At 61.7% G+C, this 24,464-nt stretch carries 20 protein-coding genes and 1 tRNA gene; 6 read left to right on the plus strand and 15 right to left on the minus strand.

What is annotated here, in order from left to right; genetic code table 11:
- Window positions 1–234 precede the first annotated feature (234 nt).
- The 7 genes from BUS06_RS21960 to BUS06_RS21995 form a co-directional block, all read right to left on the minus strand.
- A complete protein-coding gene (locus BUS06_RS21960) occupies window positions 235–1,092 on the minus strand; it encodes a methyltransferase, TIGR04325 family (protein WP_074266543.1) in 858 nt (285 codons plus the stop codon).
- Window positions 1,093–1,535: 443 nt separating this feature from the next.
- Window positions 1,536–1,623, minus strand: a tRNA-Ile gene (locus tag BUS06_RS21970).
- A gap of 164 nt (window positions 1,624–1,787) precedes the next feature.
- Entirely contained in the window at window positions 1,788–4,172 is a 2,385-nt protein-coding gene (gene rpoD, locus BUS06_RS21975) for an RNA polymerase sigma factor RpoD (RefSeq protein ID WP_074266545.1), read from the minus strand.
- Between the two features lie 81 nt (window positions 4,173–4,253).
- On the minus strand, window positions 4,254–6,119 hold the full coding sequence (gene dnaG, locus BUS06_RS21980) for a DNA primase (RefSeq protein WP_074266546.1): 1,866 nt from the start codon (window positions 6,117–6,119) through the stop codon (window positions 4,254–4,256).
- A 93-nt stretch (window positions 6,120–6,212) separates the two neighbouring features.
- Complete coding sequence (locus BUS06_RS21985) at window positions 6,213–6,659, minus strand: GatB/YqeY domain-containing protein (protein WP_074266547.1); 447 nt, start codon at window positions 6,657–6,659, stop codon at window positions 6,213–6,215.
- Between the two features lie 224 nt (window positions 6,660–6,883).
- The gene (gene rpsU, locus BUS06_RS21990; RefSeq protein ID WP_074266548.1) at window positions 6,884–7,096 is read right to left on the minus strand and encodes a 30S ribosomal protein S21; all 213 of its coding nucleotides are present in this window, start codon (window positions 7,094–7,096) and stop codon (window positions 6,884–6,886) included.
- A gap of 68 nt (window positions 7,097–7,164) precedes the next feature.
- A complete protein-coding gene (locus BUS06_RS21995) occupies window positions 7,165–8,382 on the minus strand; it encodes a BaiN/RdsA family NAD(P)/FAD-dependent oxidoreductase (RefSeq protein ID WP_074266549.1) in 1,218 nt (405 codons plus the stop codon).
- 79 nt (window positions 8,383–8,461) lie between these two features.
- Between BUS06_RS21995 and tsaD the strand changes: the two genes are divergently transcribed.
- The gene (gene tsaD / locus BUS06_RS22000) at window positions 8,462–9,490 is read left to right on the plus strand and encodes a tRNA (adenosine(37)-N6)-threonylcarbamoyltransferase complex transferase subunit TsaD (protein WP_074266550.1); all 1,029 of its coding nucleotides are present in this window, start codon (window positions 8,462–8,464) and stop codon (window positions 9,488–9,490) included.
- A gap of 85 nt (window positions 9,491–9,575) precedes the next feature.
- Here the strand turns inward: tsaD and folE2 are convergent, their stop codons facing one another.
- The 4 genes from folE2 to BUS06_RS22020 form a co-directional block, all read right to left on the minus strand.
- Window positions 9,576–10,382: a GTP cyclohydrolase FolE2 gene (gene folE2, locus BUS06_RS22005; RefSeq protein ID WP_074266551.1), complete on the minus strand. Its 807-nt coding sequence runs from the start codon at window positions 10,380–10,382 to the stop codon at window positions 9,576–9,578.
- A gap of 177 nt (window positions 10,383–10,559) precedes the next feature.
- Entirely contained in the window at window positions 10,560–12,467 is a 1,908-nt protein-coding gene (gene dxs, locus BUS06_RS22010) for a 1-deoxy-D-xylulose-5-phosphate synthase (RefSeq protein ID WP_074266552.1), read from the minus strand.
- 85 nt (window positions 12,468–12,552) lie between these two features.
- Window positions 12,553–13,434 carry a polyprenyl synthetase family protein gene (locus BUS06_RS22015; RefSeq protein ID WP_074266553.1) on the minus strand — a complete coding sequence of 294 codons (882 nt, stop codon included), beginning with the start codon at window positions 13,432–13,434 and terminating at the stop codon, window positions 12,553–12,555.
- Entirely contained in the window at window positions 13,431–13,736 is a 306-nt protein-coding gene (locus tag BUS06_RS22020) for an exodeoxyribonuclease VII small subunit (RefSeq protein ID WP_074266554.1), read from the minus strand. Before BUS06_RS22020 ends, BUS06_RS22015 begins: the two co-directional genes overlap by 4 nt.
- A gap of 287 nt (window positions 13,737–14,023) precedes the next feature.
- Between BUS06_RS22020 and BUS06_RS22025 the strand changes: the two genes are divergently transcribed.
- Together BUS06_RS22025 and BUS06_RS22030 are read left to right on the plus strand one after the other, a co-directional pair.
- The gene (locus tag BUS06_RS22025) at window positions 14,024–15,130 is read left to right on the plus strand and encodes an aromatic ring-hydroxylating oxygenase subunit alpha (RefSeq protein WP_074266555.1); all 1,107 of its coding nucleotides are present in this window, start codon (window positions 14,024–14,026) and stop codon (window positions 15,128–15,130) included.
- A gap of 217 nt (window positions 15,131–15,347) precedes the next feature.
- On the plus strand, window positions 15,348–16,217 hold the full coding sequence (locus tag BUS06_RS22030; RefSeq protein ID WP_074266556.1) for a sulfurtransferase: 870 nt from the start codon (window positions 15,348–15,350) through the stop codon (window positions 16,215–16,217).
- Window positions 16,218–16,298: 81 nt separating this feature from the next.
- On the opposite strand, the gene BUS06_RS22035 is transcribed toward BUS06_RS22030, so the two are convergent.
- The 3 genes from BUS06_RS22035 to polA all read right to left on the minus strand — a co-directional run bounded on the left by BUS06_RS22035 (window position 16,299) and on the right by polA (window position 21,591).
- Window positions 16,299–17,168, minus strand: a complete 870-nt coding sequence (locus tag BUS06_RS22035; RefSeq protein WP_074266557.1) for a dienelactone hydrolase family protein — start codon at window positions 17,166–17,168, stop codon at window positions 16,299–16,301.
- 148 nt (window positions 17,169–17,316) lie between these two features.
- Entirely contained in the window at window positions 17,317–18,672 is a 1,356-nt protein-coding gene (locus BUS06_RS22040; RefSeq protein ID WP_074266558.1) for an NAD(P)/FAD-dependent oxidoreductase, read from the minus strand.
- 165 nt (window positions 18,673–18,837) lie between these two features.
- Window positions 18,838–21,591 carry a DNA polymerase I gene (polA, locus tag BUS06_RS22045; RefSeq protein WP_074266559.1) on the minus strand — a complete coding sequence of 918 codons (2,754 nt, stop codon included), beginning with the start codon at window positions 21,589–21,591 and terminating at the stop codon, window positions 18,838–18,840.
- 1 nt (window position 21,592) lies between these two features.
- On the opposite strand from polA, the gene BUS06_RS22050 reads away from it, so the two are divergent.
- Window positions 21,593–22,336 (plus strand): LOG family protein, encoded by a 744-nt coding sequence (locus tag BUS06_RS22050; protein WP_074266560.1) that lies wholly within the window; start codon window positions 21,593–21,595, stop codon window positions 22,334–22,336.
- 10 nt (window positions 22,337–22,346) lie between these two features.
- On the opposite strand, the gene BUS06_RS22055 is transcribed toward BUS06_RS22050, so the two are convergent.
- Window positions 22,347–23,255 carry a transcriptional regulator GcvA gene (locus BUS06_RS22055; protein WP_074266561.1) on the minus strand — a complete coding sequence of 303 codons (909 nt, stop codon included), beginning with the start codon at window positions 23,253–23,255 and terminating at the stop codon, window positions 22,347–22,349.
- A 98-nt stretch (window positions 23,256–23,353) separates the two neighbouring features.
- Between BUS06_RS22055 and BUS06_RS22060 the strand changes: the two genes are divergently transcribed.
- The gene (locus BUS06_RS22060) at window positions 23,354–23,923 is read left to right on the plus strand and encodes a chromate transporter (protein ID WP_074269232.1); all 570 of its coding nucleotides are present in this window, start codon (window positions 23,354–23,356) and stop codon (window positions 23,921–23,923) included.
- Window positions 23,920–24,450 (plus strand): chromate transporter, encoded by a 531-nt coding sequence (locus BUS06_RS22065; protein WP_074266562.1) that lies wholly within the window; start codon window positions 23,920–23,922, stop codon window positions 24,448–24,450. Before BUS06_RS22060 ends, BUS06_RS22065 begins: the two co-directional genes overlap by 4 nt.
- Window positions 24,451–24,464 lie beyond the last annotated feature (14 nt).

Here is a 24,464-nt window from a genome sequence, read left to right on the forward strand (position 1 = left end):
AGAGTGTGAAGTGTCAGTTAGCGGTCCTCAAAAGTAACGATCCACCGTCAGAGCCGGTGGCTTTCGATGGCTTGCCCCTCAAAGGGGCCTGTTCGCCATCTGTAAAAGGCAGCAACGTCAGCCGGAACAGCGGCTGACTGCTTCGGCTGTAGCGTGGCGGCTGCACGACCCCGCCCAACCCTTCACGATTAAACGGCTGAAGCCGTCCGCCCTTACATCCCCTTCAATTTCCGGCTACAGCTGTTCAAGCCATAGGCCTGTATAAGCTCCTACACTCGAGGAGGGGCGATCTACGACGGTGAGCCCGAGTTCTGCCGCCTGCCATTCACCCAGCACCTCGTAGCCGAGGCGCTTGAAATCAGCAACGAGTTTCGAACGGTTGTAAACCTTGCAAGCGACACGAATCATTCCCGCATAATCTTGAACGACAGCGAATTCTGGGCCTTCTGTCAGCGGTGATCGATTTATCAAGATATATTTTGGACGTTGTTTGATATTTTCAATGAACTCCGGCAATGGTTTGTCGAAGTAGTGAAGAGCCCCGCTCACAATCAATAAATCAAGGCCTTCGGCCTGCTGCAGGTCATCGGTAAATTGAAGGTTGTCTACGTTCTTCTCGCTGGCCAATGCCCGCCCGCGCAGGATATTATCGGGCAGATCGTACACAGTCCAGATTGCGTCCGGTCTCAGGGGCAAATAATCTCGATAGCGATAGTAAAGATTGCCAACATTGCCACCCATATCGAAGATCTTTTTTATGCAAGGGATCCGGTCGCGGAGGTAATAGAAGGCGGCGTAGTCACTGGGTTTGGCCACGCGGTTGAGCTCGAACTGGTTGAGCTCGAACTGCAAGGCCGAATTTACGGGATGTTCATGGCCTCCTTTCGCATAGGGTCTGACTGCCCTTTCGGCTTCGTCAAGCGTTCGGAAGCTGCGTCTGTATCCCAGCATGCATCCGAAAATCGCGGCTCCTGAGCGAGTGCGTTCGATTCCTTCTATCAATCGGCGGCTATAACCGATCGTTCCGAGAACCCTGAAAACCTTCGCGGTCCTGACGATTTGCATATCGCGCAGCCTGATCTTCGCTTCCATTGATAGACTCCCATGCGAACATGTGCTCGCCGCTCGTAACCAGACGTCTTCCGTGCGCGAAAGTCATCGCGACACACGACCAGATTCGACAAGCCAAGCCAAGTCATCCATCTGGCATAAAGTGTTGCCGATCTTCGCCCTGGCGAATGTTCGGCGTCGCTCATGCCACGCTACTTCGACAAGGATGCCGGGGGTCGCCTCAGAATAGGTCTGAGGGTTTCGAGTAGCGAGGCAATGTGCGTCGCCGTCAGCGGGCTAGGCTGGAAGGCTCTTGAGAACGGCGAGGAATTCGACCGGCTGCATCGGCGCGGCATGCAATCGTGGGAAGAGCATGATCGCACAGTCGGTGGGGCCAGGCTGCGTGCTAGATCTGCCGTAGCCTATGTGTAGCCTGGAAGGAATCGTTGAAGTCGCTACGAAGTATGAAAAACGGCTGAAAGCCTTGGTGGGCCGGGTGGGAGTCGAACCCACGGTGTCCTTTCGGAGGCGGATTATGAGTCCGCTGCCTGCAACCAGCACGGCGTCCGGCCCTGAGATGATGCGAAACCAACAAAAAGACCCGGTCTAAACAGAGGCCGGGCCTATTCGCTGATTGGCCGACATACTACACGAAAAAGGGGCTTCCGTGACCGCTCCGCGTGAGCAAAACGATCCGAAAGCCCCTATATCCGCATCAGTAGCCGGCTGCTCCTCGATCAGTTCCCTTCGAGGAACGACTTCAGCTTGTCAGAACGGCTCGGGTGACGCAGCTTGCGCAGCGCCTTCGCCTCGATCTGGCGGATCCGTTCACGCGTCACGTCGAACTGCTTACCGACTTCTTCGAGCGTGTGATCGGTGCTCATCTCGATACCGAAGCGCATACGCAACACCTTCGCTTCGCGCGGCGTCAACGAGTCCAGCACGTCCTTCACGACATCGCGCATGCTCGCATGCAGCGCTGCGTCGGCCGGGGCAACCGTGTTCGTATCTTCGATGAAGTCGCCCAGATGCGAATCGTCGTCGTCACCGATCGGCGTTTCCATCGAGATCGGCTCCTTCGCGATCTTCATGATCTTGCGGATCTTGTCTTCCGGCATCTCCATCTTTTCCGCCAGCGTTGCCGGATCCGGCTCGAGACCGGTTTCCTGCAGAATCTGACGCGAAATACGGTTCATCTTGTTGATCGTTTCGATCATGTGAACCGGAATCCGGATGGTACGTGCCTGGTCCGCAATCGAACGCGTGATGGCCTGACGGATCCACCAGGTGGCGTACGTCGAGAACTTGTAGCCGCGACGATATTCGAACTTGTCCACGGCCTTCATCAGGCCGATATTGCCTTCCTGAATCAGGTCCAGGAACTGCAGACCACGGTTCGTGTACTTCTTCGCAATCGAGATCACGAGACGCAGGTTGGCCTCGGTCATTTCACGCTTGGCCTGACGCGCCTTCAGTTCGCCAGCCGCCATCTGACGGTTGGTTTCCTTCAGGTCCTTCAGCGGCAGCACGACGCGCGCCTGCAGGTCCAGCAGGCGTTGCTGCTGTTCGCGAATCGCCGGAATGTTACGCGTAAGAATCGCGCTATACGCGTGACCTTCCGTCACGATCTTGTCGGCCCACTCGAGATCCGTTTCGCTGCCCGGGAAACGCGCGATGAACTCGGCACGCGGCATGCCGCACTTGTCGACCACCGTATGCAGAATCTGACGCTCGACCTGACGCACTTCGTCCACCTGAGCACGCAGCGTGTCGCACAGACGCTCGACGGTACGCGCGGTGAAGCGGATGGTCATCAGCTCGTTCTGGATCGTTTCCTGAGCCTTCAGATACGACTTCGACTTGTAGCCTTCCTTCTCGAACGCACGACGCATCTTGTCGAACCATTCGCTGATGAGGGCGAACTTCTCGAGCGAGGCACGCTTCAACGCTTCCATCTGCGCTGCGTTGGCAGTGGCTTGCGCCGCGCCATCGTCGTCTTCCTCGTCTTCCTCTTCACCCTCTTCGACTTCTTCCTCTTCGCTCTCGATCGCTTCCGCTTCCTGCACGGAGAAGCCATCCGCGTCTTCCGCGTTGGCGTCGATCAGGCCGTCGACCAGTTCGTCGATACGGATTTCCTCGTTCGCGACGCGCTCAGCCATCGCGAGGATGTCGGCGATGGTCGTCGGGCACGCGGAGATGGCCATCACCATGTGCTTCAGGCCGTCTTCGATCCGCTTCGCGATTTCGATTTCGCCTTCGCGCGTGAGCAGCTCGACCGTACCCATTTCGCGCATGTACATGCGGACCGGGTCGGTGGTGCGGCCGAATTCGGAATCGACCGTGGACAGCGCAACTTCGGCTTCCTCTTCGACTTCGTCGTCAGACGAGGCCGCCGGGGCATTGTCGTTCAGCAGCAGCGTTTCAGCATCGGGCGCCTGCTCGTAGACGGCCACGCCCATGTCGTTGAACGTGCTGATGATGCCTTCGATCGCCTCGGTCTCGGTGAAGTTGTCCGGGAGGTGGTCGTTAATTTCGGCGTACGTCAGGAAGCCGCGCTCCTTGCCGAGCTTGATCAGCGCGCGCAGTTTCGAGCGGCGCTCTTCGAGTTCTTCGACGGTGCCAGGCTGGGTGGATGCGAAAGCATCTTTCAGCAGCGCTTTTTCCTTCGCGCGGCGGTCGCGTGCCTTGGCCTTTTCGCCTTTGCCCGGAGCTGCAGTAGTTTCCTCGCTCGGGGTTGCGTCGTCATCGACGGATACTTCGTTCAGCTTTTTCGTCATGGAGTTCGCCGTACCGGCTGTAGTCTCGACTCGCGGCTGTTGGACAACAGCCGGCGGAACCGTGGATACTGGAGTCTCGCGCGTTACCGCATCGTCCTGGGCGGCAACGGCTTCCCTTGCGCTTCTGGCACTCGGCCGCTTCGCAACCGGCGTGGCGGCTTTCGCCGTACTCACCGACGCCGCTTTCGCGGCGGAAGTAGTCGAGGATTTCTTCCTCACATCCGGCGTAACGCTTGCGGCAGACGCTCTTTTCGCGGAGGAAGCGGACCTGGCCCCTGTGACCTTGATGGTTGGCTCCTCGGAGCCCGTGCCTGTCCCTTTCTTTCCGCCTGTAGTCTTTGCCATTGCAATCGCCTTTCGCCTTTTGCCTGGAAAACAAACCGCTGAAAACCTTTTATTGTAGCACTCGGCCTCAGCCCACCCTTCTTACAGCCCGAGCTGACGCTTCATGTCAGCCCGTTTCTGATTCAGATCCGTCAGTTCGGCAAATTCCTCGGCGGTATGCCTCGATTGACGCGAAAGTTGCTCGAGCCGCTCACAATAGGCGTCATAGCGCATCTTCAGGATTGCGGCCTTCAGCTCTTCGCCGACAATCCGTTCCTGCTCGCGCCGTTCCTCAATAACGGCCGCATCCGTAGGGTCCTTCAGCAACAAATCCCGAACGTTTTCATCATAGTCCAGAATTTTGCGAAAGATTTCCTCGAAAGTCGGGGCGTTAGCGCCGTTTCGCAAGAGATCAGACAGCAACTGGAACTCCGCCGCATCGCCGAGCGCGCGGGCGTGCGTCGCCACTTCCTCAAAGAGCTCGCCGTGGCGCGTAATCGTCAGCAGCGCCTGCTCGGCCTCCTCGTCCAGCACCGCGACCGTCCGCGGATGCATCACCAGGTTACGGAGCGTTTTTTCCTCGATTCCGGTCACGCTGCGGCGGTCTTTGCGGGCCGGCGCCTGGCGCGCGGCCGCGGCGATCCGGGAATCGACCTCGCATAGCGCCGCCACCTCGTCGAACGGCACGTCGAGCCGGTCGGCGAACATATGCATGATCTGCGCACGCAGCGCATTGGCCGGCAACGCCTGCAGCAGCGGCTTCGCGTCGAACAGCGCGCGCGCCCGGCCTTCCGGCTGGTCCAGCTCCTTGCCGGCCAGCACTTCGTTCAGCATGAACTGCGACAGCGGCATGGCCCGCTCCACCTGTTCGGCAAATCCCTCTGTGCCGAACTCCCGCACGTAACTGTCCGGATCGTGCTCCGTGGGCAGGAACAGGAAGCGGATGGTCCGGTTGTCCGCCGCGTGCGGCAGGCAGGCGTCGAGCGCCCGGCGCGCCGCGCGGCGGCCCGCCGAGTCGCCGTCGAAGCTAAAAATCACTGTATCCGTCTGACGCAGTAATTTTTGCACGTGAATCGGCGTGCAAGCCGTACCCAGCGTGGCGACCGCGTTCTGGAACCCTAATTGAGCCAGCGCGACCACATCCATGTACCCTTCGACCACCAGCACGTACTGCTGTTCACGAATCGCCAGACGCGCCTCGAACAGCCCGTACAACTCGCTGCCCTTGTTAAATAGAGGCGTTTCCGGCGAATTCAAATACTTGGGCTCGCCGCCGTCCAGCACCCGGCCGCCGAAGCCGATCACCTGGCCTTTAACGTTGCGGATCGGGAACATGATCCGCTCGCGAAAGCGGTCGTAGCGGCGATTCTGGCCCTGTGCGTCCGCCTTTTCGCTGACGATCACCAGACCTGACTCTACCAGCGCGTCGTCCCGATAGTTAGGAAACGCGGTTTCCAGATTCTGCCAGCCGTCAGGCGCGTAACCCAACCCGAACCGGAGTGCGATCTCGCCCGTCAAACCACGCTTTTTCAGGTACTGGATCGCGTTGGGCGCGCCGCGCAACTGCTTGCGGTAAAAATCGGATGCAGTCTGCATCACATCGGACAGCGCCGTTGTGACGGCCTTCGAAACCGCCGGCGCATAACCGCCGCCCCCACCGCCCTGATTCGGCGACGGCTCCTGCGGCACCGTCAGGCCCACTGACTGCGCCAGATCGTTGACCGCCTCGGGAAACGTCAAACCGGCATGCTCCATCAGGAAGCCAATCGCCGTGCCATGCGCGCCGCAGCCAAAGCAATGATAGAACTGCTTAGTCGGACTAACCGTAAATGAAGGGCTCTTTTCGTTATGAAACGGACACAGCCCCATGAAATTGGCGCCGCCCTTTTTCAGTTGCACGTACTTACCGACCACGTCGACGATATCGACGCGGTTCAGCAGATCCTGCAGGAACGAATGCGGAATCACAGTGGGGGGGGCTACCTTTAAAACCTGAAGGCTGCGCGGCCAGCCCGTCCAGAAGCAGACCGCACAGACCGCAAAAACACCGGAAAAGCCGAATTACTTCGCCAGCGCAGCCTTGACCAGCCCGGACACAGCGGTCATATCGGCGCGGCCTGCGAGCTTCGGCTTGAGGACGCCCATCACCTTGCCCATGTCCTGCGGGCCGACGGCGCCGGTTTGCGCGACCGCAGCCTGCACTTCGGCTGCAATTTCCGCGTCCGACAGCTGCTCCGGCATGTACGCGGAGAGGATGGTGAGCTCGGCGCTCTCCTTCTCGACCAGATCCGTGCGGCCGGCCGCTTCGAACTGGCTAATGGAGTCTTTGCGCTGCTTGATCATCTTGTCGATGACCGCGGTGATAGCAGCGTCGTCGAGCACGATGCGCTCGTCGACTTCACGCTGCTTGATCGCGGCGAGCAGCAGGCGGATGGTGCCGAGACGCTCGGTTTCGCGGGCCCGCATGGCGGCCTTCATGTCGTCGTTGATCCGATCCTTGAGACTCATTACTCACCTGAATGCGTTGGAATGTAAAAAGATCTGGCCATGCGCGGTGCATCAACACAAAAACCCGCTTGGGACTGCTTCCTCAAGCGGGTTGGCGCGAATTCGCGGAGTAGATGCGGCTTGACCAGGATGGCCCTCACGGCCAGGTTGTCCGAACGGGGCTGCGTTTAGCGCCGCCACCGGTTACGTGCCGCCGCTCCGTAGGACCCGCAGCGGCGTCAGAATCAGTAAAACTTCTTTGGCAGCATCTGGCTGCGCAGCCGCTTGAAGTGGCGCTTCACCGCCGATGCCTTCTTGCGCTTGCGCTCAGCCGTAGGCTTTTCGTAAAATTCGCGCGCTCGAAGTTCGGTCAGCAGGCCGTTCTTCTCGATCGTGCGTTTGAAGCGGCGCATCGCGACTTCAAAAGGCTCATTTTCTTTTACGCGGATGATCGTCATTTTGCAATAACGGAACTTTGTAAAGGTTGAGGATTATAGCAAACCTTTCTCACAAAGACACGTCCGCGTCAAGCCCCCTTCACGTACTCTGCGGCGGCCTGGCCCGCGGCCACGCCGGAAGCCCACGCCCACTGGAAATTGTAGCCCCCAAGCCAGCCCGTGACGTCGACCGCTTCGCCGATAAAGTACAGGCCCGGTGCCCGGGCGCTCATCATGGTGGTCGACGACAGGTCGCGCGTATCGATCCCGCCGCGTGTGACCTCGGCTTTGCGGTAGCCTTCGGTGCCGTTCGGGGTAAGCGTCCAGCGCGACAGCGCCTCGCCGATGCGGCGCAGCGTCTTGTCAGGCAGATCGGCAATGCGCGCGTCTGCGGGAATCTGGTGCGTTTCCAGCCAGACGTGGGCGAGCCGGGCGGGCACCCATTCGGCGAGCAGGTTGGCAATCTGACGTTTTGTGCTGGTCTTCGCTTCCAGCAGCGCGGCGGTGGCGTCCTGCTCAGGCAACAGATTGACGTGAATCGGCTCACCTGGCTGCCAGTAGCTCGAGATCTGCAGCACACCTGGGCCGGACAGGCCGCGATGGGTCAACAGCAGATCCTCGACGAATTCCGCACCGGTTTTCTTGCTGCCGGTCTCGATCCGCACCTCGAGCGAGACGCCAGATAGAGCCGCAAACGGATCCCAATCGGCTGCCGCAAACGTTAGCGGCACGAGAGCCGGACGTGTGTCGATCAGCTTATGGCCGAACTGCTTGGCCAGCCGGTAAGCAAAGTCCGTCGCGCCGATCTTCGGAATCGACAGACCGCCGGTTGCCACCACCAGCGCACGAGCGCGGATCGCTCCGGCGTGCGTATCGAGCGTATAGCCCGTGGTTGCATCGTGCCGCACCTGCTCGACGGCAAGCGGCCTGCGCCACGCGATACCGCCGGCGTCGCACTCGTTTTTCAGCACCTCGATGACTGCGTCGCTCGACTGGTCGCAGAACAGCTGGCCTTTGTGCTTTTCGTGCCACGTCACGTGATGGCGCTTGAGCAGCGCCATGAAGTCGCGTGGTGTGTAGCGCGCGAGCGCCGAACGGCAGAAATGCGGATTCGCCGACAGGTAGTTGGCCGGTCCCGCGTACAGATTCGTGAAGTTGCAGCGGCCGCCGCCGGAGATGCGGATTTTCTCCGCGAGGCGCGGCGCGTGGTCGATCAGCACGACACGGCGGCCGACTTGCCCGGCCACCGCCGCGCACATCATGCCGGCCGCGCCCGCGCCGATGACCGCGATATCGAAGGATTCCATGGCGCGCATTGTACCTGCGGCCCCTGCCCCGCACTGCTATACTTTAAGGCTTGCTTTTTTACTTTTCGGGCACCTGAACATGCTGGTTCTCGGCATCGAAAGCTCCTGCGACGAAACCGGACTCGCGCTCTACGACACGGAGCGCGGCCTGCTTGCGCACGCGCTGCATTCGCAGATTGCGATGCACCGGGAGTACGGTGGAGTGGTGCCGGAACTCGCGTCGCGCGACCATATCCGGCGCGCGCTGCCGCTGCTCGAAGAAGTGCTGGAGCGTGCCGGCACGGCGCGCACTGAAATCGACGCGATCGCCTACACGCAAGGGCCTGGGCTGGCTGGCGCGCTGCTGGTCGGCGCCAGCATCGCCAATGCGCTCGCCATGGCGTGGGACAAACCCACCATCGGCATCCATCACCTAGAAGGGCATTTGCTATCGCCGCTTTTGGTCGACGAACCGCCGCCGTTTCCGTTCGTCGCCTTGCTCGTCTCCGGCGGCCACACGCAGTTAATGCGCGTGTCGGATGTAGGCGTCTACGAGACGCTCGGCGAGACACTCGATGACGCCGCCGGCGAAGCCTTCGACAAGACCGCGAAGCTGCTCGGGCTCGGTTATCCGGGTGGACCGGAAGTCTCGCGGCTGGCGGAATTCGGCACGCCTGGGGCCGTGGTGCTACCTCGCCCAATGCTGCACTCGGGTGATCTCGATTTCAGCTTCAGTGGCCTCAAGACCGCAGTACTGACGAATGTGAAAAAACTTGGCGGCGCAAATATCTGTGAACAGGCCAAGGCTGACCTGGCGCGCGGGTTCGTCGATGCTGCGGTGGATGTGCTCGCCGCCAAGTCACTGGCCGCGCTCAGGAAGACCGGGCTTAAACGGCTGGTGGTCGCGGGTGGCGTAGGCGCGAACCGGCAGTTGCGTGAAGCGCTTTCGGCGGCTGCAAAGAAGCGTGGCTTCGATGTGCACTACCCGGATCTATCGCTGTGCACCGACAACGGCGCGATGATTGCATTAGCGGGCGCGCTGCGCCTGCAGCGCTGGCCGGCACAATCGGGCAAGGATTACGCGTTCACGGTGAAACCGCGTTGGGATCTGACCTCACTCGCGCGCTAAAAGAGGAATTGCCCAAGGGCGCGTTACATCGCAATTGAAAACGGCCGCTAAAGCGGCCGTTTTCACATCAAAGCAAAGCGCGCAACTAGCTAGCCCGCTTGTCGTGCTCAATCACCGCATACGCGCTGTGGTTGTGGATCGATTCGAAGTTCTCAGCCTCGAGCACATACGCTACGATCCGCGTATCCGCATTCAGACGCTGCGCCACATCACGCACCAGGTCTTCGACGAACTTCGGATTCTCATATGCGCGCTCGGTGACGAACTTCTCATCAGGCCGCTTCAGCAAGCCCCACAACTCGCACGACGCCTCTTCCTCGGCAATCCGAATCAAGTCTTCCGCCGGCACGTCATCGGACAGTTCGGCATTGATCGTCACATGCGAGCGCTGATTGTGCGCGCCGTACTGCGAGATCTTCTTCGAACACGGGCACAGGCTCGTCACCGGCACGAGCACTTTCAGGAACACACGCGTCACGCCGTTGCGGGTATCGCCCGTCAGCGTTACTTCATAGTCCAGCAGACTTTGCACGCCCGACACCGGTGCGGTCTTGTTGACGAAGTACGGGAATGACACTTCGATACGGCCCGCTTCCGCCTCGAGCTTCTCGAGCATCGCGGCCAGCATCTTGCGGAACGTCGACGGCTCCAGCGGAGCCTTGTTCTCTTCAAGCAGCGCCACGAAACGCGACATGTGCGTGCCCTTCTGATCGGCCGGCAGGTGGACGTCGAGGTTCCACGTGCCAACCGTCGGCTGCACATCGCCGCCCTGTGTGCGCACCGTCAGCGGATGACGCACGGCCTTCACGCCAACCCGTTGAATAGGGATCTGGCGGGTGTCGACGGTGCTCTGCACGTCGGGCATCACAAAAGCGGGATTCATTTGATTCATGTTGTTTTCCTCAGCGGCCGAGCGGAACGACCCACGCAACGGCGAACGCCGGCTCGTGCCGGCGTTGCATGATGGGCCCGCAGGCCCATCGATTCAAGTTGGAGATTGCTATAGCCGCAATAGCGCCTGCACACCCGGCGCCCGGCTCGGCCTTGCGGCTCGCTCGCCGGCTCTCTCTTACGCGACGCGCTTGACGGACTTGCCTGCGGCGCCCGTGGCGTGATCCATGAAGCGTTCGCGGATCGACTTGGCAATGCCCGCGCTATCCAGGCCACACTCCGCGAGCAGCTTGGCCGGATCCCCATGATCGATGAAGCGATCGGGGAGGCCCAATTGTAGTACGGGACGCATAACCCCACTGGCGAGCAGGGCTTCGACGCAGGCCGAACCCGCGCCACCCATGATGCAGCCTTCTTCGACCGTGACGACGTAGTCGTGGGACTCCGCAAGTTGGCGTACCAGCTCGGCATCCAGCGGCTTGACGAAGCGCATGTTCGCCACCGTCGCGTCCAGTTGCTCCGCTGCGGCGAGCGCCGGTGCGACCATCGTGCCGAACGCCAGAATCGCGATCCGCTTGCCGGCCGGCTGCGCAGTCTCGCGACGCACTTCGCCCTTGCCGACAGGAAGAGCCGTCATCTGCTTGACAGTCGCCACACCCGATCCAGCGCCGCGCGGATAGCGCACTGCCGTCGGCCCCGGCTGCTGCAACGCCGTGTGGAGCATCTGACGGCATTCGTTTTCGTCAGACGGAGCCATGACGGTCATGTTCGGAATGCAGCGCAGGAACGCCAGGTCGTATGCGCCTGCGTGTGTGGCACCGTCTGCCCCAACGAGACCCGCGCGGTCGATCGCGAAGACCACCGGCAGATTCTGCAAGGCGACGTCATGGATCAACTGGTCATAAGCGCGCTGCAGGAACGTCGAATAAATTGCCACGACCGGCTTCATACCGTCGGCGGCGAGGCCGCCTGCGAACGTCACCGCATGCTGCTCCGCAATGCCCACGTCGAAGTAACGGTCCGGGAAGCGCTTTTCGAATTCCACCAGACCCGAACCTTCGCGCATGGCCGGCGTAATGCCGACGACGCGCGAGTCGAGCTCAGCCGCATCGCACAGCCATTCGCCGAAGACATGCATGTAGGCCTTCTTCGACGGCGCAGTGGCCGGCTTGATCCCTTCCGCCGGATTGAACTTGCCCGGCCCGTGGTACAGCACCGGGTCGGCCTCGGCCAGCTTGTACCCTTGACCCTTCTTCGTCACGACGTGCAGGAATTGCGGACCGCGCAGTTCCTTGATGTTCTGCAGCGTCGGGATCAGCGAGTCGAGGTCGTGACCGTCGATCGGGCCGATGTAGTTGAAACCGAATTCCTCGAACAGCGTAGCCGGCACGATCATGCCCTTCGCGTGCTCTTCGAGCTTGCGGGCGAGGTCGAGCATCGGCGGCGCGACGCGCAGCACGCGCTCCACACCGGCACGCGCGGCAGCGTAGAAACGGCCCGACATCAGACGCGCCAGATGGCGATTGAGCGCGCCCACCGGCGGCGAAATCGACATGTCGTTGTCGTTGAGGATGACGAGCAATGGAACGTCGTCTTCGACGCCCGCATTGTTCATTGCCTCGAAGGCCATGCCGGCGGTCATCGCGCCATCGCCGATCACGGCGATGCCCATGTGGCCCTCACCCTGCAGCTTGCTGGCGACGGCCATGCCGAGCGCCGCGGAAATCGACGTGCTGGAGTGGGCCGTCCCGAACGTGTCGTACTGCGACTCGTCGCGGCGCGGAAAACCGGAGATGCCGCCGTACTGACGCAGCGTGTGCATCTGGTCGCGGCGGCCGGTCAGGATCTTGTGCGGGTAGGTCTGATGGCCGACATCCCAGACGATCCGGTCGCGCGGCGTGTCGAACACATAGTGCAGCGCAATCGTCAGTTCGACCGTGCCAAGATTGGACGACAGGTGTCCACCCGTCTTGGAGACGCTGTCGAGCACGTAGGCGCGCAACTCGTCTGCAAGCGGTTGCAATTGGCGGCGATCGAGGCGGCGGAGGTCAGCCGGGTCGTCGATGGTTTTCAGCAAGTCGTACATCGTCGTTCCATTGTAGGAAAACTTACGCGCCCGCACTTCATTCACGCATTCGTCGTAGCAAATGCGCGGCGGCGGGCTTTCGCGTTCAGCTCACCCGGTTCACCACCAGGTCAGCCAGTTCGGCAAGACGCTGCGCCCGCGCGCCAAACGGCGCGATTGCAGCGTGGGCGTCGGTGCGCAGTTGCGCGGCGAGTTCGCGCGACGCCTCGAGCCCAATAATCGACACGTAGGTCGGCTTGCCGTCCTTCGCGTCTTTGCCTGCCGTTTTGCCGAGCGTCGCGGAATCGGTCGTGACGTCGAGAATATCGTCCACGACCTGGAACGCGAGACCCACAGCGGCCGCGTAGGCGTCGAGCGAACGCATTGCGTCCGCGCCAGGCGCTTCGCCCGCCAGTGCCCCCATGCGAACCGAAGCGCGCAGCAGCGCGCCGGTCTTCATGCGGTGCATCGTTTCGAGTTGCGGCCGGGTCAACGTGTGACCGACGCTCGCCAGATCGATCGCCTGGCCCCCAGCCATGCCGATCGAACCGCTCGCCAGTGCCAGCTCACGCACCAGCGCCGCCTGTTGCGCCGGCGGCAGCACGTCGGCCGTCAGCGTAACGAAAGCTTGCGATTGCAGCGCGTCGCCGACCAGCAGCGCGGTCGGCTCATCATACTGAACATGCACCGTGGGTTTGCCGCGACGCAGCGCGTCGTCGTCCATGCAGGGCATGTCGTCGTGCACAAGCGAGTAGACGTGGATCATCTCCAGCGCTGCCGCGGCCGCGTCGAGGCATTCGACACGAGCGCCGGTCAGCTCGCCGGCGGCGTGGCAAAGCAACGGGCGCACCCGTTTACCGCCGCCCAGCACTGCATAGCGCATCGCTTCGTGCAGTTGTGCCGGCTCGACGGCCGGCTCCGGCAAGTAGTGTCCGAGTGCCGTCTCGACGCGCTCGAGTACCGAGTGCATCCATTGTTCGAAAGTCATAGGTCGTCCCCGCTCTCTGTAGCGGTTGTGCCTGCGCCACTCATGGGCAGCGGTTTGAGGGTCTCGCCGTCGAGGACCCGCACCTGCTGCTCGACCTTTTCCAGTTGTTGCTGGCAAAACGTCACAAGGCTCGCGCCGCGCCGGTACGCGGACAGCGATTCCTCCAGACTCAGACTGCCGCCTTCCATCCGCGCAACGAGCCCTTCCAGCTCCGCCAGCGCCGCTTCGTAATTCTCGGGCAGCGGCGTGCTGTCGACGCCCTCAGGTGTTGCAGCGGTGTCCTTCGATGCGGTCTTCGCCATGAATGGTCGCAAAATTAAAACAAGTCGGACATTCTACGGCAAAAGCGACTTATCCGATCCGCTCGACGCCCTCCGCCCCGCTTGCTCCCCTTACGGCTCAACCAGAGCGTGACAGAAAAAAATCCTTTTTGCTCGGACGAAAGGAGTGAACCATCTTCACAATTTTGACCCAAATCAGACACTTAGTCGCCCCAAGCAAGGGGAAACGGGTATAATCGCGGGCTCCCTAAATCGAATCTTCGATGGTTGGGTTGTTCACTGCTTTCACGTCTTCATCGGGAGTGGGAATGTCCAATCTGAGCAATGCATTGCAGTTGCGGTCTGTTCACAGCCAGCTGCCAGTCACGGCTTACTTTGACGAAGCGCTTCTAACGCGCGAAATCGAAACCCTTTTCAAGAAAGGTCCTCGCTATATCGGCCATGAACTCATGGTGCCAGATGCGGGGAGTTATTTTGCTTTGCCCAGCGAGAGCGAAGGGCGTGTGCTCGTCCGTAACCAGCAGTCAAAAATCGAACTGCTGTCGAACGTGTGCCGCCACCGGCAAGCCATCATGCTGAACGGCCGCGGCCAGACGGAGAACATCGTCTGCCCCCTGCACCGCTGGACCTACGATCTGAACGGTCAGCTCCTCGGCGCACCGCATTTTGCGGACAACCCCTGCCTGAATCTCGGCGCCACGCCGCTGCAGAACTGGCAAGGGCTGCTGTTCGAAGCGCAAGGGCGCAACGTCGCCAAAGATCTGGCACGTCTGGGCACCAAGCAGCACTTCGACTTCTCGAACTTCATGTTCGATCATGTCGAAGTCCACGAGTGCAACTACAACTGGAAGTCGTTCATCGAGGTCTACCTCGAGGACTACCACGTCGCGCCGTTCCATCCAGGCCTCGGCAGCTTCGTCTCCTGTGACGACCTCGAGTGGGAATTCGGCGAGTGGTACAGCGTGCAGACGGTCGGCGTCCACAAGGGACTCGAAAAGCCGGGCAGCCCGACGTATCGCAAGTGGCACGATCAGGTGCTGCGCTTCCGCGAGGGCAAAGCCCCCGACTTCGGCGCAATCTGGATGGTGTACTACCCGGGCCTCATGATCGAGTGGTATCCGCACGTGCTGGTCGTTTCATGGTTGATTCCGCGCGGTCCGCAGAAAACCACCAACGTCGTGGAGTTCTATTACCCCGAGGAAATCGCGTTGTTCGAGCGTGAGTTCATCGAGGCTGAGCGCGCCGCCTACATGGAAACGGCCCGCGAAGACGACGAAATTGCCGAGCGGATGGACGCCGGCCGCCGCGCGTTAATGGAGCGGGGCGAGTCGCAGGTTGGCCCTTATCAGAGCCCGATGGAAGACGGCATGCAGCACTTCCACGAGTTCCTGCGCCGAGAGCTCGGCACGATCTGACCGGTAGCGTCATATGGCGCACGCGGTGATAGCATTGATGGAAAGACGGGCTTCGGCCCGTCTTTTTTTGTTTAGACTTAACACATCAGTCGGTTGAGCGGCTTGGGCATCGCTACATGTCCCCGCTGCACGCACCGAAGTCGTCCGTTCCGCAACTATCTTGCATGGGACCGGGGTAAGCGCTAAAGCGCTCACTCCGGCCGACAGAGGAGCCGTCATGCCGCACACTCATTACACCACGTTGATCTCCGCGACGAATCTCGCGGAACGGCTCGCCGCTGCGCCCGGCAGCGTATTCGTGATCGACTGCCGTTTCGATCTGGCCAATCCCGAAGCCGGTGCAAAGGCCTATGCCGAGGGCCACGTGCCCGGTGCGCAGTATCTGAACCTGGACCACGATCTGTCGGGCCCGAAGACCGGCGCCAATGGCCGCCATCCACTGCCGGACCGCGCCACGCTGGTCGCCGCGCTGGCCGCACTCGGCCTGAAGCAGGGTCAGCAGGTCGTTGCCTATGACGCGCAAGGCGGCATGTACGCCGCGCGCGCCTGGTGGCTGCTGCGCTGGCTCGGGCACGACGCGGTCGCGCTGCTCGACGGCGGGCTGCAGGCCTGGCAGGCAGCGGGTTACGCGCTGTCACAAGATGTTGCGCCGCAAAGCCTTGGTGATTTCAAGGCGGGCGCGCCGCTCGCGGTCACCTTCGACGTGCAGGCGGTGGAGCGCAATCTCAGTACGCACGAGCGGGTGGTGATCGACGCGCGCGCTGCGGATCGCTATCGCGGCGAGAACGAAACGCTCGACGCGGTCGGTGGACACATCCCGGGCGCGTTGAACCGCTTCTTCAAAGACAATCTGACGGCCGACGGCCGCTTCAAGCCGGCTCATTCACTGCGAGAAGAATTCCAGGCGCTGTTGCCGGGCATCGCGCCCGATCACGTCGTGCTGCAATGCGGCTCGGGGGTGACGGCCTGTGTCAACGCATTGGCCATGGAGGTCGCGGGTCTGCATGGCGCAGCGCTTTACGCGGGATCGTGGAGTGAATGGAGTTCCAATCCGGCACGACCGGTTGCGACCGGGCCGAACCCGTAAGAGCAGATGGCGGATGGCGGGCGCGCAGCATGCCCGCCGTCATCCGCCGCGCCTTACCGACCCTTACCGGCAACGCCGACGCTATACCCCGTGCTGCTTGAACCAGACCAGCGCGCGGCGCCAGCCATCTTCGGCGTCGACCTTCTTGTAGCTCGGCCGGTAGTCCGCAAAAAACGCGTGCCCCGCATCGTCATAGACGACGAACTGCGAGCCTCTCCCTGCCTCCGGCCCCTGCGCAATCAGTTGCTTCATCTGCGCCAGGGTGTCCTGCGGAATGCTCTGATCCTGTAGTCCATAGAGGCCCAGCACGGGCGCATGGAGATCGGCCACGCGGTCGATCGGATTCTCGGGCGTCATTGCCGTGTGATCGCCGGCCACCCGGCCGTACCACGCCACCGCCGTCTTCACGCGCGGATTGTGTTCGGCGTACAGCCACGTAATCCGCCCACCCCAGCAGAAGCCGTTGATGCCGAGCCGGTTCAGGTCGCCACCGTTCTGCCCAGCCCACGCGACCGTCGCATCGATATCGGCCAGCACCTGCTCATCGGGAACCTTGCTAACGAGTTGCTCGCTCAGTTGCTGGATCGTCGGATACACCGACGCATCGCCTTCCCGCACATAGAGGTCCGGTGCAATCGCCAGATAGCCCTGCTTGGCGAAGCGCCGGCAGACATCGGAGATATGTTCATGCACGCCGAAAACCTCGTGCACGACGATGATCACCGGCAAGTGCGTCGTGCCCGCCGGCTGCGCGCGATAGGCCGGCACCAGCGTGTCGCCGGAATGCACGGCGATTTCGCCGGCTTCGAGCCCATCGCTATCGGTATGGATGGTTTGAGCAGACACCGGCAACACGGCAGCGGCAAATCCACTGCCGAGTGCGGCCTTGATGAAGGTGCGTCGATTGAAGGGGACGTGTGGAACCAGGCTGTCGACTTCGGGCTTCAGCATGCGGCACTCCTTGAGTGATGGGCAGTGAACGGCGGTGACGGACGAGGCAAAGGCCACAGGATACGCTCGTGCGCATCCTCTTGCAGTGGCTTGCCTGATGTCCGTCTGGCGCCCGAATGGCGGCCTCGAGCCGCCCTCTGCCCCAGCCTCAGTGCAATTTCACCCGCGGCAGCGTCGTACGACGCAGCCAATGCGCAAAGGTGTCGAGCACCATGCGGGCGTACCCGTGCAGCGCGGCAATATGCAAGCGGTACAACGACATATACATAAAGCGCGCAAAGAGACCTTCGATCAGCATATTGCCGCCGATCACCCCGCCCATCAGGTTGCCCACCGCGCTGAAATGCCCGAGCGAAACGAGCGAGCCGAAGTCCCGATAGGTGAACTCCGGCAGCGGCTTATTCTCGAGCCGCGCTGCCAGCGCCGTCAGCAGGAAACTCGCCTGCTGGTGAGCGGCCTGCGCGCGCGGCGGCACGTTGCGTTCGTTGCCCGGCCACGGGCAAGCGGCGCAATCGCCAAGCGCGAAAATGTTGTCGTCGGTTTCGGTTTGCAACGTGCGGCGCACGACCAGTTGGCCGAGCCGGTTGACCGGCAGGCCGTCGAGCTGGCTCAGGATCGCGGGAGCCTTGATGCCCGCTGCCCACACCGTCAGATCGGCACGAATCGCCTTACCACTGGCAGTTCGCACCACTCCGGGCGCGACTTCGGCTACGGTTTCGCCGGTCATCAGCTTTACGCCCAGCTTCGTCAGCAGTTCCGCGGTCGCGGTCGACACGCGCTCCGCCAAGGCCGGCAAGATCCGCGGCCCCGCCTCGATCAGCACAATGCCGACGTCGTGGCGCGGATCGAGCTTATGCAGTCCATACGCGGACAACACCTGAGCGGTGTTGCGCAATTCCGCTGACAATTCGACGCCCGTCGCTCCCCCGCCGACAATCGCCACCTGAATGCGCGGCTCCGTCGACGGGGTCGTCGCGTCCGGCGTCGACTCCACCAGCTCGTGCGCCTGATGCTCCGCACGCACGCAGGCCGCGATCAGGCGTTTGCGAAAGCGCTCGGCCTGACTCACCGTATCGAGCGCAAGCGAGTATTCCGGCGCGCCTTGCACGCCGAAGAAATGCGTGGTGCTGCCGATGGCAATCACCAGCGTGTCGTACTCCAGTTCGCGTTGCGGCAGCAGTTCCGCACCGTCCTCGTCATCCATCACGGCCGCAAGTGTGATGCGTTTCGCCGCGCGGTCAAGGCTCTTCAGTTCGCCCTGCTGAAACTCGAAGTGATGCCAGCGCGCCTGCGCCGCATAGGCGAGTTCCTGCGTGAACGGGTCCATGCTGCCGGCCGCCACTTCGTGCAGCAGTGGCTTCCAGATATGGGTTGGATTGCGATCGACGAGCGTGACCTGCACACGCTCCTGGCCTTTGTACTTGTGTGAGGCATAGCGATCGCCAAGACGCGTCGCCAGTTCCAGTCCTCCCGCACCTCCACCAATGACGATAAAACGATGCATCGCAGTTCTCCGTATTTGCCGATCGGTTGTGCGTCGAGACGGCCGGTGTCATCCGCGTAGGGGCCGTCTGTCAGAGATTGTCTGCGAGCAGCAGGGTTTGCCACAAGCCATCAAGGCGCATATGTGACATGCGCACGACGATATCGCTTGATAGTCAACTCTGCGTCAATGTGCCTCTTCCCAGTTCATGCCCGCACCCACTTCGGCGACTAGCGGCACTTTCAGAGCGGCTACGCCGCACATCAGCTCAGGTAAGCGCTTGCGTACTTCGGACAGTTCGCTGTCGGGCACTTCGAGGATCAGTTCGTCGTGCACCTGCATGATCATGCGCGTGCCGACCTTCGACGCCTCCAGCCAGTCCTGCACGGCGATCATCGACATCTTGATCAGATCGGCTGCGGTGCCCTGCATTGGCGCGTTGATGGCAGCGCGTTCCGCAGCCTGACGACGCGGTCCGTTGCCGCCGTTGATTTCCGGCAGCCACAGGCGGCGTCCGAACACGGTCTGGACGTAGCCCTTTTCCTTCGCGCTCGCGCGGGTCTCGTCCATGTAACTTGCGACGCCGGGATAGCGCGCGAAGTAGCGGTCGATATAAAGTTTCGCCGCATCGCGCGTGATGCCGAGGTTGGCAGCCAGACCGAACGCGCTCATCCCGTAGATCAGGCCAAAGTTGATCACTTTGGCGACGCGCCGTTGGTCGCTCGAAACTTCGAGCGGCGTCACGCTAAAGATTTCCGCAGCGGTGGCGCGGTGAATATCCTCGCCCTGCGCGAAAGCACGCAGCAGCGACGCATCGCCCGAGATATGCGCCATGATGCGCAGTTCGATCTGCGAATAATCCGCGGAGACGAGCTTGTGACCCGGCGCCGCAATGAATGCCTCACGGATGCGACGGCCTTCCGCCGTGCGCACGGGGATGTTCTGCAGATTCGGATCGTTCGAAGCAAGCCGTCCGGTGACCGCCACCGCCTGCGCATAGTTGGTATGCACGCGGCCCGTTTGCGCGTTGACCATGCGCGGCAGTTTGTCGGTATACGTGGACTTCAGCTTCGACAGGCCACGGTGTTCAAGCAGCAGCTTGGGCAAAGGATAGTCTTCAGCCAGCTTCTGCAGGACTTCTTCATCGGTCGAGGGCGCGCCGCTCGGCGTCTTCTTGACCACCGGCAATTGCAGTTTCTCGAAGAAGATCTGCCCGATCTGCTTGGGCGAGCCGAGATTGAATTCGCCCTCGGCGAGGACATAAGCTTCGGTCTCCAGTTCGATCAGCCGCGCCGCAATTTCATTGCTTTGCTGGCGCAGTTTCTCAGCGTCGATCAGCACACCATTGCGCTCCATCTTGCGCAATACGCGGGACGTGGGTACTTCGATGTCGCTATACACGCGCTTCAAACCTGCGTCTGCGGCAACCTGCGGGTACAACGCCTGATGCAAACGCAACGTGATGTCAGCATCTTCCGCTGCGTATTCCGCGGCCTGTTCGAGCGCGACTTCGTCGAAACCAATCTGCCCCGCGCCCTTGCCCGCAACCTCTTCGTACTTGATCGTCTTGATGCCGAGATGGCGCAGCGCGAGGCTGTCCATATCGTGCGTGCGATGCGATTCGAGCACATATGACTGCAACAGCGTGTCGTGCTCGATGCCGTTCATCGCGATGCCATAGTTCGCGAGCACCTGCTCGTCGTATTTCATGTGCTGACCGACTTTCTTGTGCTCGGCACTTTCGAGCCACGGCTTCAGCTTCGCGAGCACTTCGTCGCGCGGCAACTGCACAGGATGATCAGGCCCGCGGTGCCCCACCGGAATATACGCGGCCGAGTTCGCCTCGACCGACAGCGAAATGCCAACGAGTTGCGCCAGCATCGGATCGAGTGCGGTGGTTTCGGTATCGAACGCGGTCAGTTCCGCCGCATTGATTTTCGCGAGCCACGTATCGAACTGTTCCCACGTCTGCACGGTGTCGTATTTGCGCTCGCCGTCGATCACAGGCGCCACATCCACGCCAGCGCCAGGGCCTTCCACGACCTCCGCCACTTCGACTTCACGCAGCCACGTCTTGAAGCCGTGACGCGAGAAAATATCGCGCAGTTCATCGCGCGCTTCGGGACGGCTTGTCAGGCTCTCTTCGATCGATGTGAGATGCGGCGTCAAATCGCAAGCCGTATCCACGGTTACGAGCTTGCGCGCCATGGGCAGGAAATCCAGCGCGCGGCGCAGGTTGTCGCCTACTGCGCCTTTGATCTCATCCGCATGAGCGACGATGCCGTCGAGCGTTTCGTACTGCGTAAGCCACTTGACCGCCGTCTTTGGACCGCACTTCTCGACGCCAGGTACGTTGTCGACGGTGTCGCCGATCAGCGACAGGTAATCGACAATCCGTTCCGGCGGCACGCCAAACTTGGCCACTACGCCGGCACGGTCGAGCGTCTCGTTGGTCATCGTGTTGATGAGCGTGACCTTGTCCGTCACCAGTTGCGCCAGATCTTTGTCGCCGGTCGAGACGATCACCTTCATGCCGCGCTTCTCGGCAGCGACGCTCAACGTGCCGATCACGTCATCGGCTTCGACGTGGTCGATCATCAGCAGCGGCCAGCCGAGCGCGCGCACCGCAACGTGAATCGGTTCGATCTGCCGGGCGAGGTCTTCCGGCATCGACGGACGGTTCGCCTTATAGTCGGGATACCAGTCGTCACGGAACGTTTTGCCCTTGGCGTCGAACACGCACGCGCTATACTCTGCTGTGACTTCCTTGCGCATGCGCCGCAGCATGTTGATGATCCCATACAGCGCACCCGTCGGTCCGCCATCGGGTCCGCGCAGATCAGGCATCGCATGGTAGGCCCGGTACAGATAACTCGAACCGTCAACCAGTAGCAGGGTCTTACCTTCCAGCTCAGCTTCCAGGATTCGTTCTTCAGGCATTATGAACAAGAGAAAAGTGATTCCGAGTCTGCGATCGCTCGCAGATCAAGAGCGCGCGACAGCCAAAAAGGCCCGCGCATCGTGGCAGATGTTCACGATTATGGCAGAGTTTATTGAGGCGACCGAGTACCTCTCGGAGATTCGCCCGGCTGTCAGTATCTACGGTTCGGCGCGCCTGAAACCGGCCTCGCCGTACTACAAACTCGCCACGCAAATCGCACGCAAGCTCTCCGATGCGGGCTTTGCGGTGATCTCCGGCGGCGGCCCCGGCATCATGGAAGCGGCCAACAAGGGCGCTCATGCAGGCAAGGCGCCGTCAGTGGGCCTGAATATCGAGCTGCCGCACGAGCAATCGGGCAACCAGTGGCAAGATATCTCCCTGCGCTTCCGCCATTTCTTCACGCGTAAAGTGACCTTCGTGAAGAACTCGGACGCGGTGATCGTGATGCCGGGCGGCTTCGGCACGCTGGATGAACTGGCCGAAGTGCTCACGCTCATTCAAACCAAGAAGTCGCGCCACGTGCCTATCATTCTGGTGGGCGGCGAGTTCTGGCAAGGCCTGCTGGCGTGGTTCAAGGACTCGCTGGTGCCGATGGGCCTCATCAATCCGGACGACATGAACCTGATGCAGGTGATCGACGATCCGGACCAGGTGCTCGAAGCGGTGCTGAAGTTCTACGAAGACCGCGACGAGGCAGAACCGCATCCTGCGAAGTCCGATGAAGACCGGATGTTCTATCTGTGACGTGAGTTGATCAGCCGGGCGAAGCATCCCCCACTTCGTCCGCCTGATCGCCCTGCTCCTGCAGCCAGCGGCAAAACTGCTCGACCACCGGCGCGTGCGCGACTTCGCGGCGCGCTACCCACCAATAGCCGCGCGCGTCGGTGCGCGGAGCGTCGAGCGGCATCACGAGGCGTCCCGAAGCCAGTTCATCGGCCAGCATCGGCAATGGTCCGAGGGCGACGCCCAGTCCGTCCACAGCCGCCTGCAACGCCAGATAGAAATGATCGAACGACTGCTTCTTGCGGCATTTCGCTTTCACGCCTGCCGCCGTCAGCCAGTTGCGCCACGCATCGGGCCGCGTATCGGAATGCAGCAGCACATGACGCGCGAGATCGTCGGCTACCTTGATCGGCGAGCGCTGTAATAGCGCCGGGCTGCACACGGGCAGCTCGCTCTCTCCAAGAAAGTGTCCGCTCACACAGTTCGGCCAATGTTCGGGACCGCGCCTGACCGCGACGTCATAACCTTCCAGCATCTCGAACGGCACGCTCGACGTCGACAGCCGCAATTCAACGTTGGGCATCTTGCGCTGAAACTGGTTGAGCCGCGGCAGCAGCCATTTCATGGCAAACGTAGGCAGCGCGTTGATGCGCAGCACATGCACGACGCCGCTATCGCGTAGCTGATTGGTCGCGAGGGCGATGCTGTCGAACGCGGCCTGGACGGCTGCCAGGTAGCGGCGGCCGTCGTCTGTTAGCCGCACGCGCTTGCCGATACGATGAAATACCTGCACGCCAACCCACGCCTCGAACGCGGCGACCTGCCGGCTAATTGCACCGTGAGTCACATGGAGTTCGTTCGCAGCAGCGGTGAAACTTTCATGCCGCGCCGCGGCTTCAAAGGCACGTAGCGCCGGAAAGGGGGGAAGATTGCGAGCCATGCTTGTGATTCTAGATCACAAAGAAGCGCCCGAAAAATCGTTTTGCCCAAAGATGAATCGGAGTTAACCTCCGCAGCATGGACAACACGGCGCGCACCATGAATCAAAACCTCACTTCAACCGACGCCAACCCTGCGTCACCGCCCACCATCGGCGAGATATTCAGCGGCTTCCTCGGTCTCGGGCTGATCTCGTTCGGCGGCGCCCTGCCGTTGGCGCGGCGCGCGATCGTCGAGCGGCGCCGCTGGCTCAGCGCCTCGGACTTCACCGATCTGCTCGGCCTGTGCCAGTTCCTGCCGGGTGGCAACGTGATCAATCTTTCGGTGGCGATCGGCATGCGCTTTCGCGGCCTGCCGGGCGCACTAGCAGGCCTGCTTGGGTTGATTGCGGGGCCGTCGCTGGTCGTGATCGGCCTCGGTGTGCTGTACGAGCACACGCAGAACGATCCGCATATCCGCCATCTGTTTGCGGGACTCGCGGCCGCGGCTGCGGGCCTGCTGATAGCGATGGCGGTAAAGATCCTGCTGCCGCTATGGCGCAAACCGGCCGCGATCGCTATTGCCGCACTGGGCTTCGTGGCGATCGCGCTGCTGCGTTTCCCTCTGCTGCCCACCATGCTGGTGCTCACACCGCTGAGTATCTATCTCGCATCGAGGGCCGCACGATGAGCAGCACCCTGATTTCACTCGCCATCATTTTCAGCCAGTTATCGCTGCTTGCCTTCGGCGGCGGCAATACGATCCTGCCGGAGATGCAGCGCCAGGTGGTGGACGTGCATCACTGGATGCCAGCCAGCGAGTTCAGCGCGCTCTTCGCGCTGGCACAGGCCGCACCCGGCCCGAACCTGATGGTCGTGACGCTGGTGGGATGGCACGTGGCCGGATGGGCGGGGATGCTGGTGACCTCGGTTGCGAAGTTCGGTCCGTCTTCGATTGTGACGATCCTCGCGCTCAAGGCCTGGGAGCGCTTTAAGGACCGCCCGTGGCGGCGCTATGCCCAAGCCGGACTGGTGCCGGTGACGGCGGGGCTAGTGGCGGCAAGTGCTGCGCTGATCGCGCATGCGTCGGATACGACGTTGATTGCATGGGCCATTACCGCCGTATGCGCCGTGCTTGCGATCAAGACGCGCATCCATCCGCTTTGGCTGCTGGCCGCCGGCAGCCTGATAGGGCTAACCGGCCTCGGCCAGTTCTAGAGCGAGCAGGTTAC

Source organism: Paraburkholderia phenazinium (assembly GCF_900141745.1).
Lineage (GTDB): Bacteria > Pseudomonadota > Gammaproteobacteria > Burkholderiales > Burkholderiaceae > Paraburkholderia > Paraburkholderia phenazinium_B.

Excerpts from the sequence above, each read along its gene's own strand:
- dxs (WP_074266552.1), bottom strand. The coding sequence starts at position 12,467 with ATGTACGACTTGCTGAAAACCATCGACGACCCGGCTGACCTCCGCCGC.
- BUS06_RS21985 (WP_074266547.1), bottom strand. The coding sequence starts at position 6,659 with ATGAGTCTCAAGGATCGGATCAACGACGACATGAAGGCCGCCATGCGG.
- BUS06_RS22015 (WP_074266553.1), bottom strand. The coding sequence starts at position 13,434 with ATGACTTTCGAACAATGGATGCACTCGGTACTCGAGCGCGTCGAGACG.
- BUS06_RS22020 (WP_074266554.1), bottom strand. The coding sequence starts at position 13,736 with ATGGCGAAGACCGCATCGAAGGACACCGCTGCAACACCTGAGGGCGTC.
- polA (WP_074266559.1), bottom strand. The coding sequence starts at position 21,591 with ATGCCTGAAGAACGAATCCTGGAAGCTGAGCTGGAAGGTAAGACCCTG.
- BUS06_RS22060 (WP_074269232.1), top strand. The coding sequence starts at position 23,354 with ATGAATCAAAACCTCACTTCAACCGACGCCAACCCTGCGTCACCGCCC.
- rpoD (WP_074266545.1), bottom strand. The coding sequence starts at position 4,172 with ATGGCAAAGACTACAGGCGGAAAGAAAGGGACAGGCACGGGCTCCGAG.
- BUS06_RS22050 (WP_074266560.1), top strand. The coding sequence starts at position 21,593 with ATGAACAAGAGAAAAGTGATTCCGAGTCTGCGATCGCTCGCAGATCAA.
- rpsU (WP_074266548.1), bottom strand. The coding sequence starts at position 7,096 with ATGACGATCATCCGCGTAAAAGAAAATGAGCCTTTTGAAGTCGCGATG.
- BUS06_RS22030 (WP_074266556.1), top strand. The coding sequence starts at position 15,348 with ATGCCGCACACTCATTACACCACGTTGATCTCCGCGACGAATCTCGCG.
- BUS06_RS22065 (WP_074266562.1), top strand. The coding sequence starts at position 23,920 with ATGAGCAGCACCCTGATTTCACTCGCCATCATTTTCAGCCAGTTATCG.
- BUS06_RS22035 (WP_074266557.1), bottom strand. The coding sequence starts at position 17,168 with ATGCTGAAGCCCGAAGTCGACAGCCTGGTTCCACACGTCCCCTTCAAT.
- tsaD (WP_074266550.1), top strand. The coding sequence starts at position 8,462 with ATGCTGGTTCTCGGCATCGAAAGCTCCTGCGACGAAACCGGACTCGCG.
- BUS06_RS22025 (WP_074266555.1), top strand. The coding sequence starts at position 14,024 with ATGTCCAATCTGAGCAATGCATTGCAGTTGCGGTCTGTTCACAGCCAG.
- BUS06_RS21995 (WP_074266549.1), bottom strand. The coding sequence starts at position 8,382 with ATGGAATCCTTCGATATCGCGGTCATCGGCGCGGGCGCGGCCGGCATG.
- BUS06_RS22040 (WP_074266558.1), bottom strand. The coding sequence starts at position 18,672 with ATGCATCGTTTTATCGTCATTGGTGGAGGTGCGGGAGGACTGGAACTG.
- BUS06_RS21960 (WP_074266543.1), bottom strand. The coding sequence starts at position 1,092 with ATGGAAGCGAAGATCAGGCTGCGCGATATGCAAATCGTCAGGACCGCG.
- BUS06_RS22055 (WP_074266561.1), bottom strand. The coding sequence starts at position 23,255 with ATGGCTCGCAATCTTCCCCCCTTTCCGGCGCTACGTGCCTTTGAAGCC.
- folE2 (WP_074266551.1), bottom strand. The coding sequence starts at position 10,382 with ATGAATCAAATGAATCCCGCTTTTGTGATGCCCGACGTGCAGAGCACC.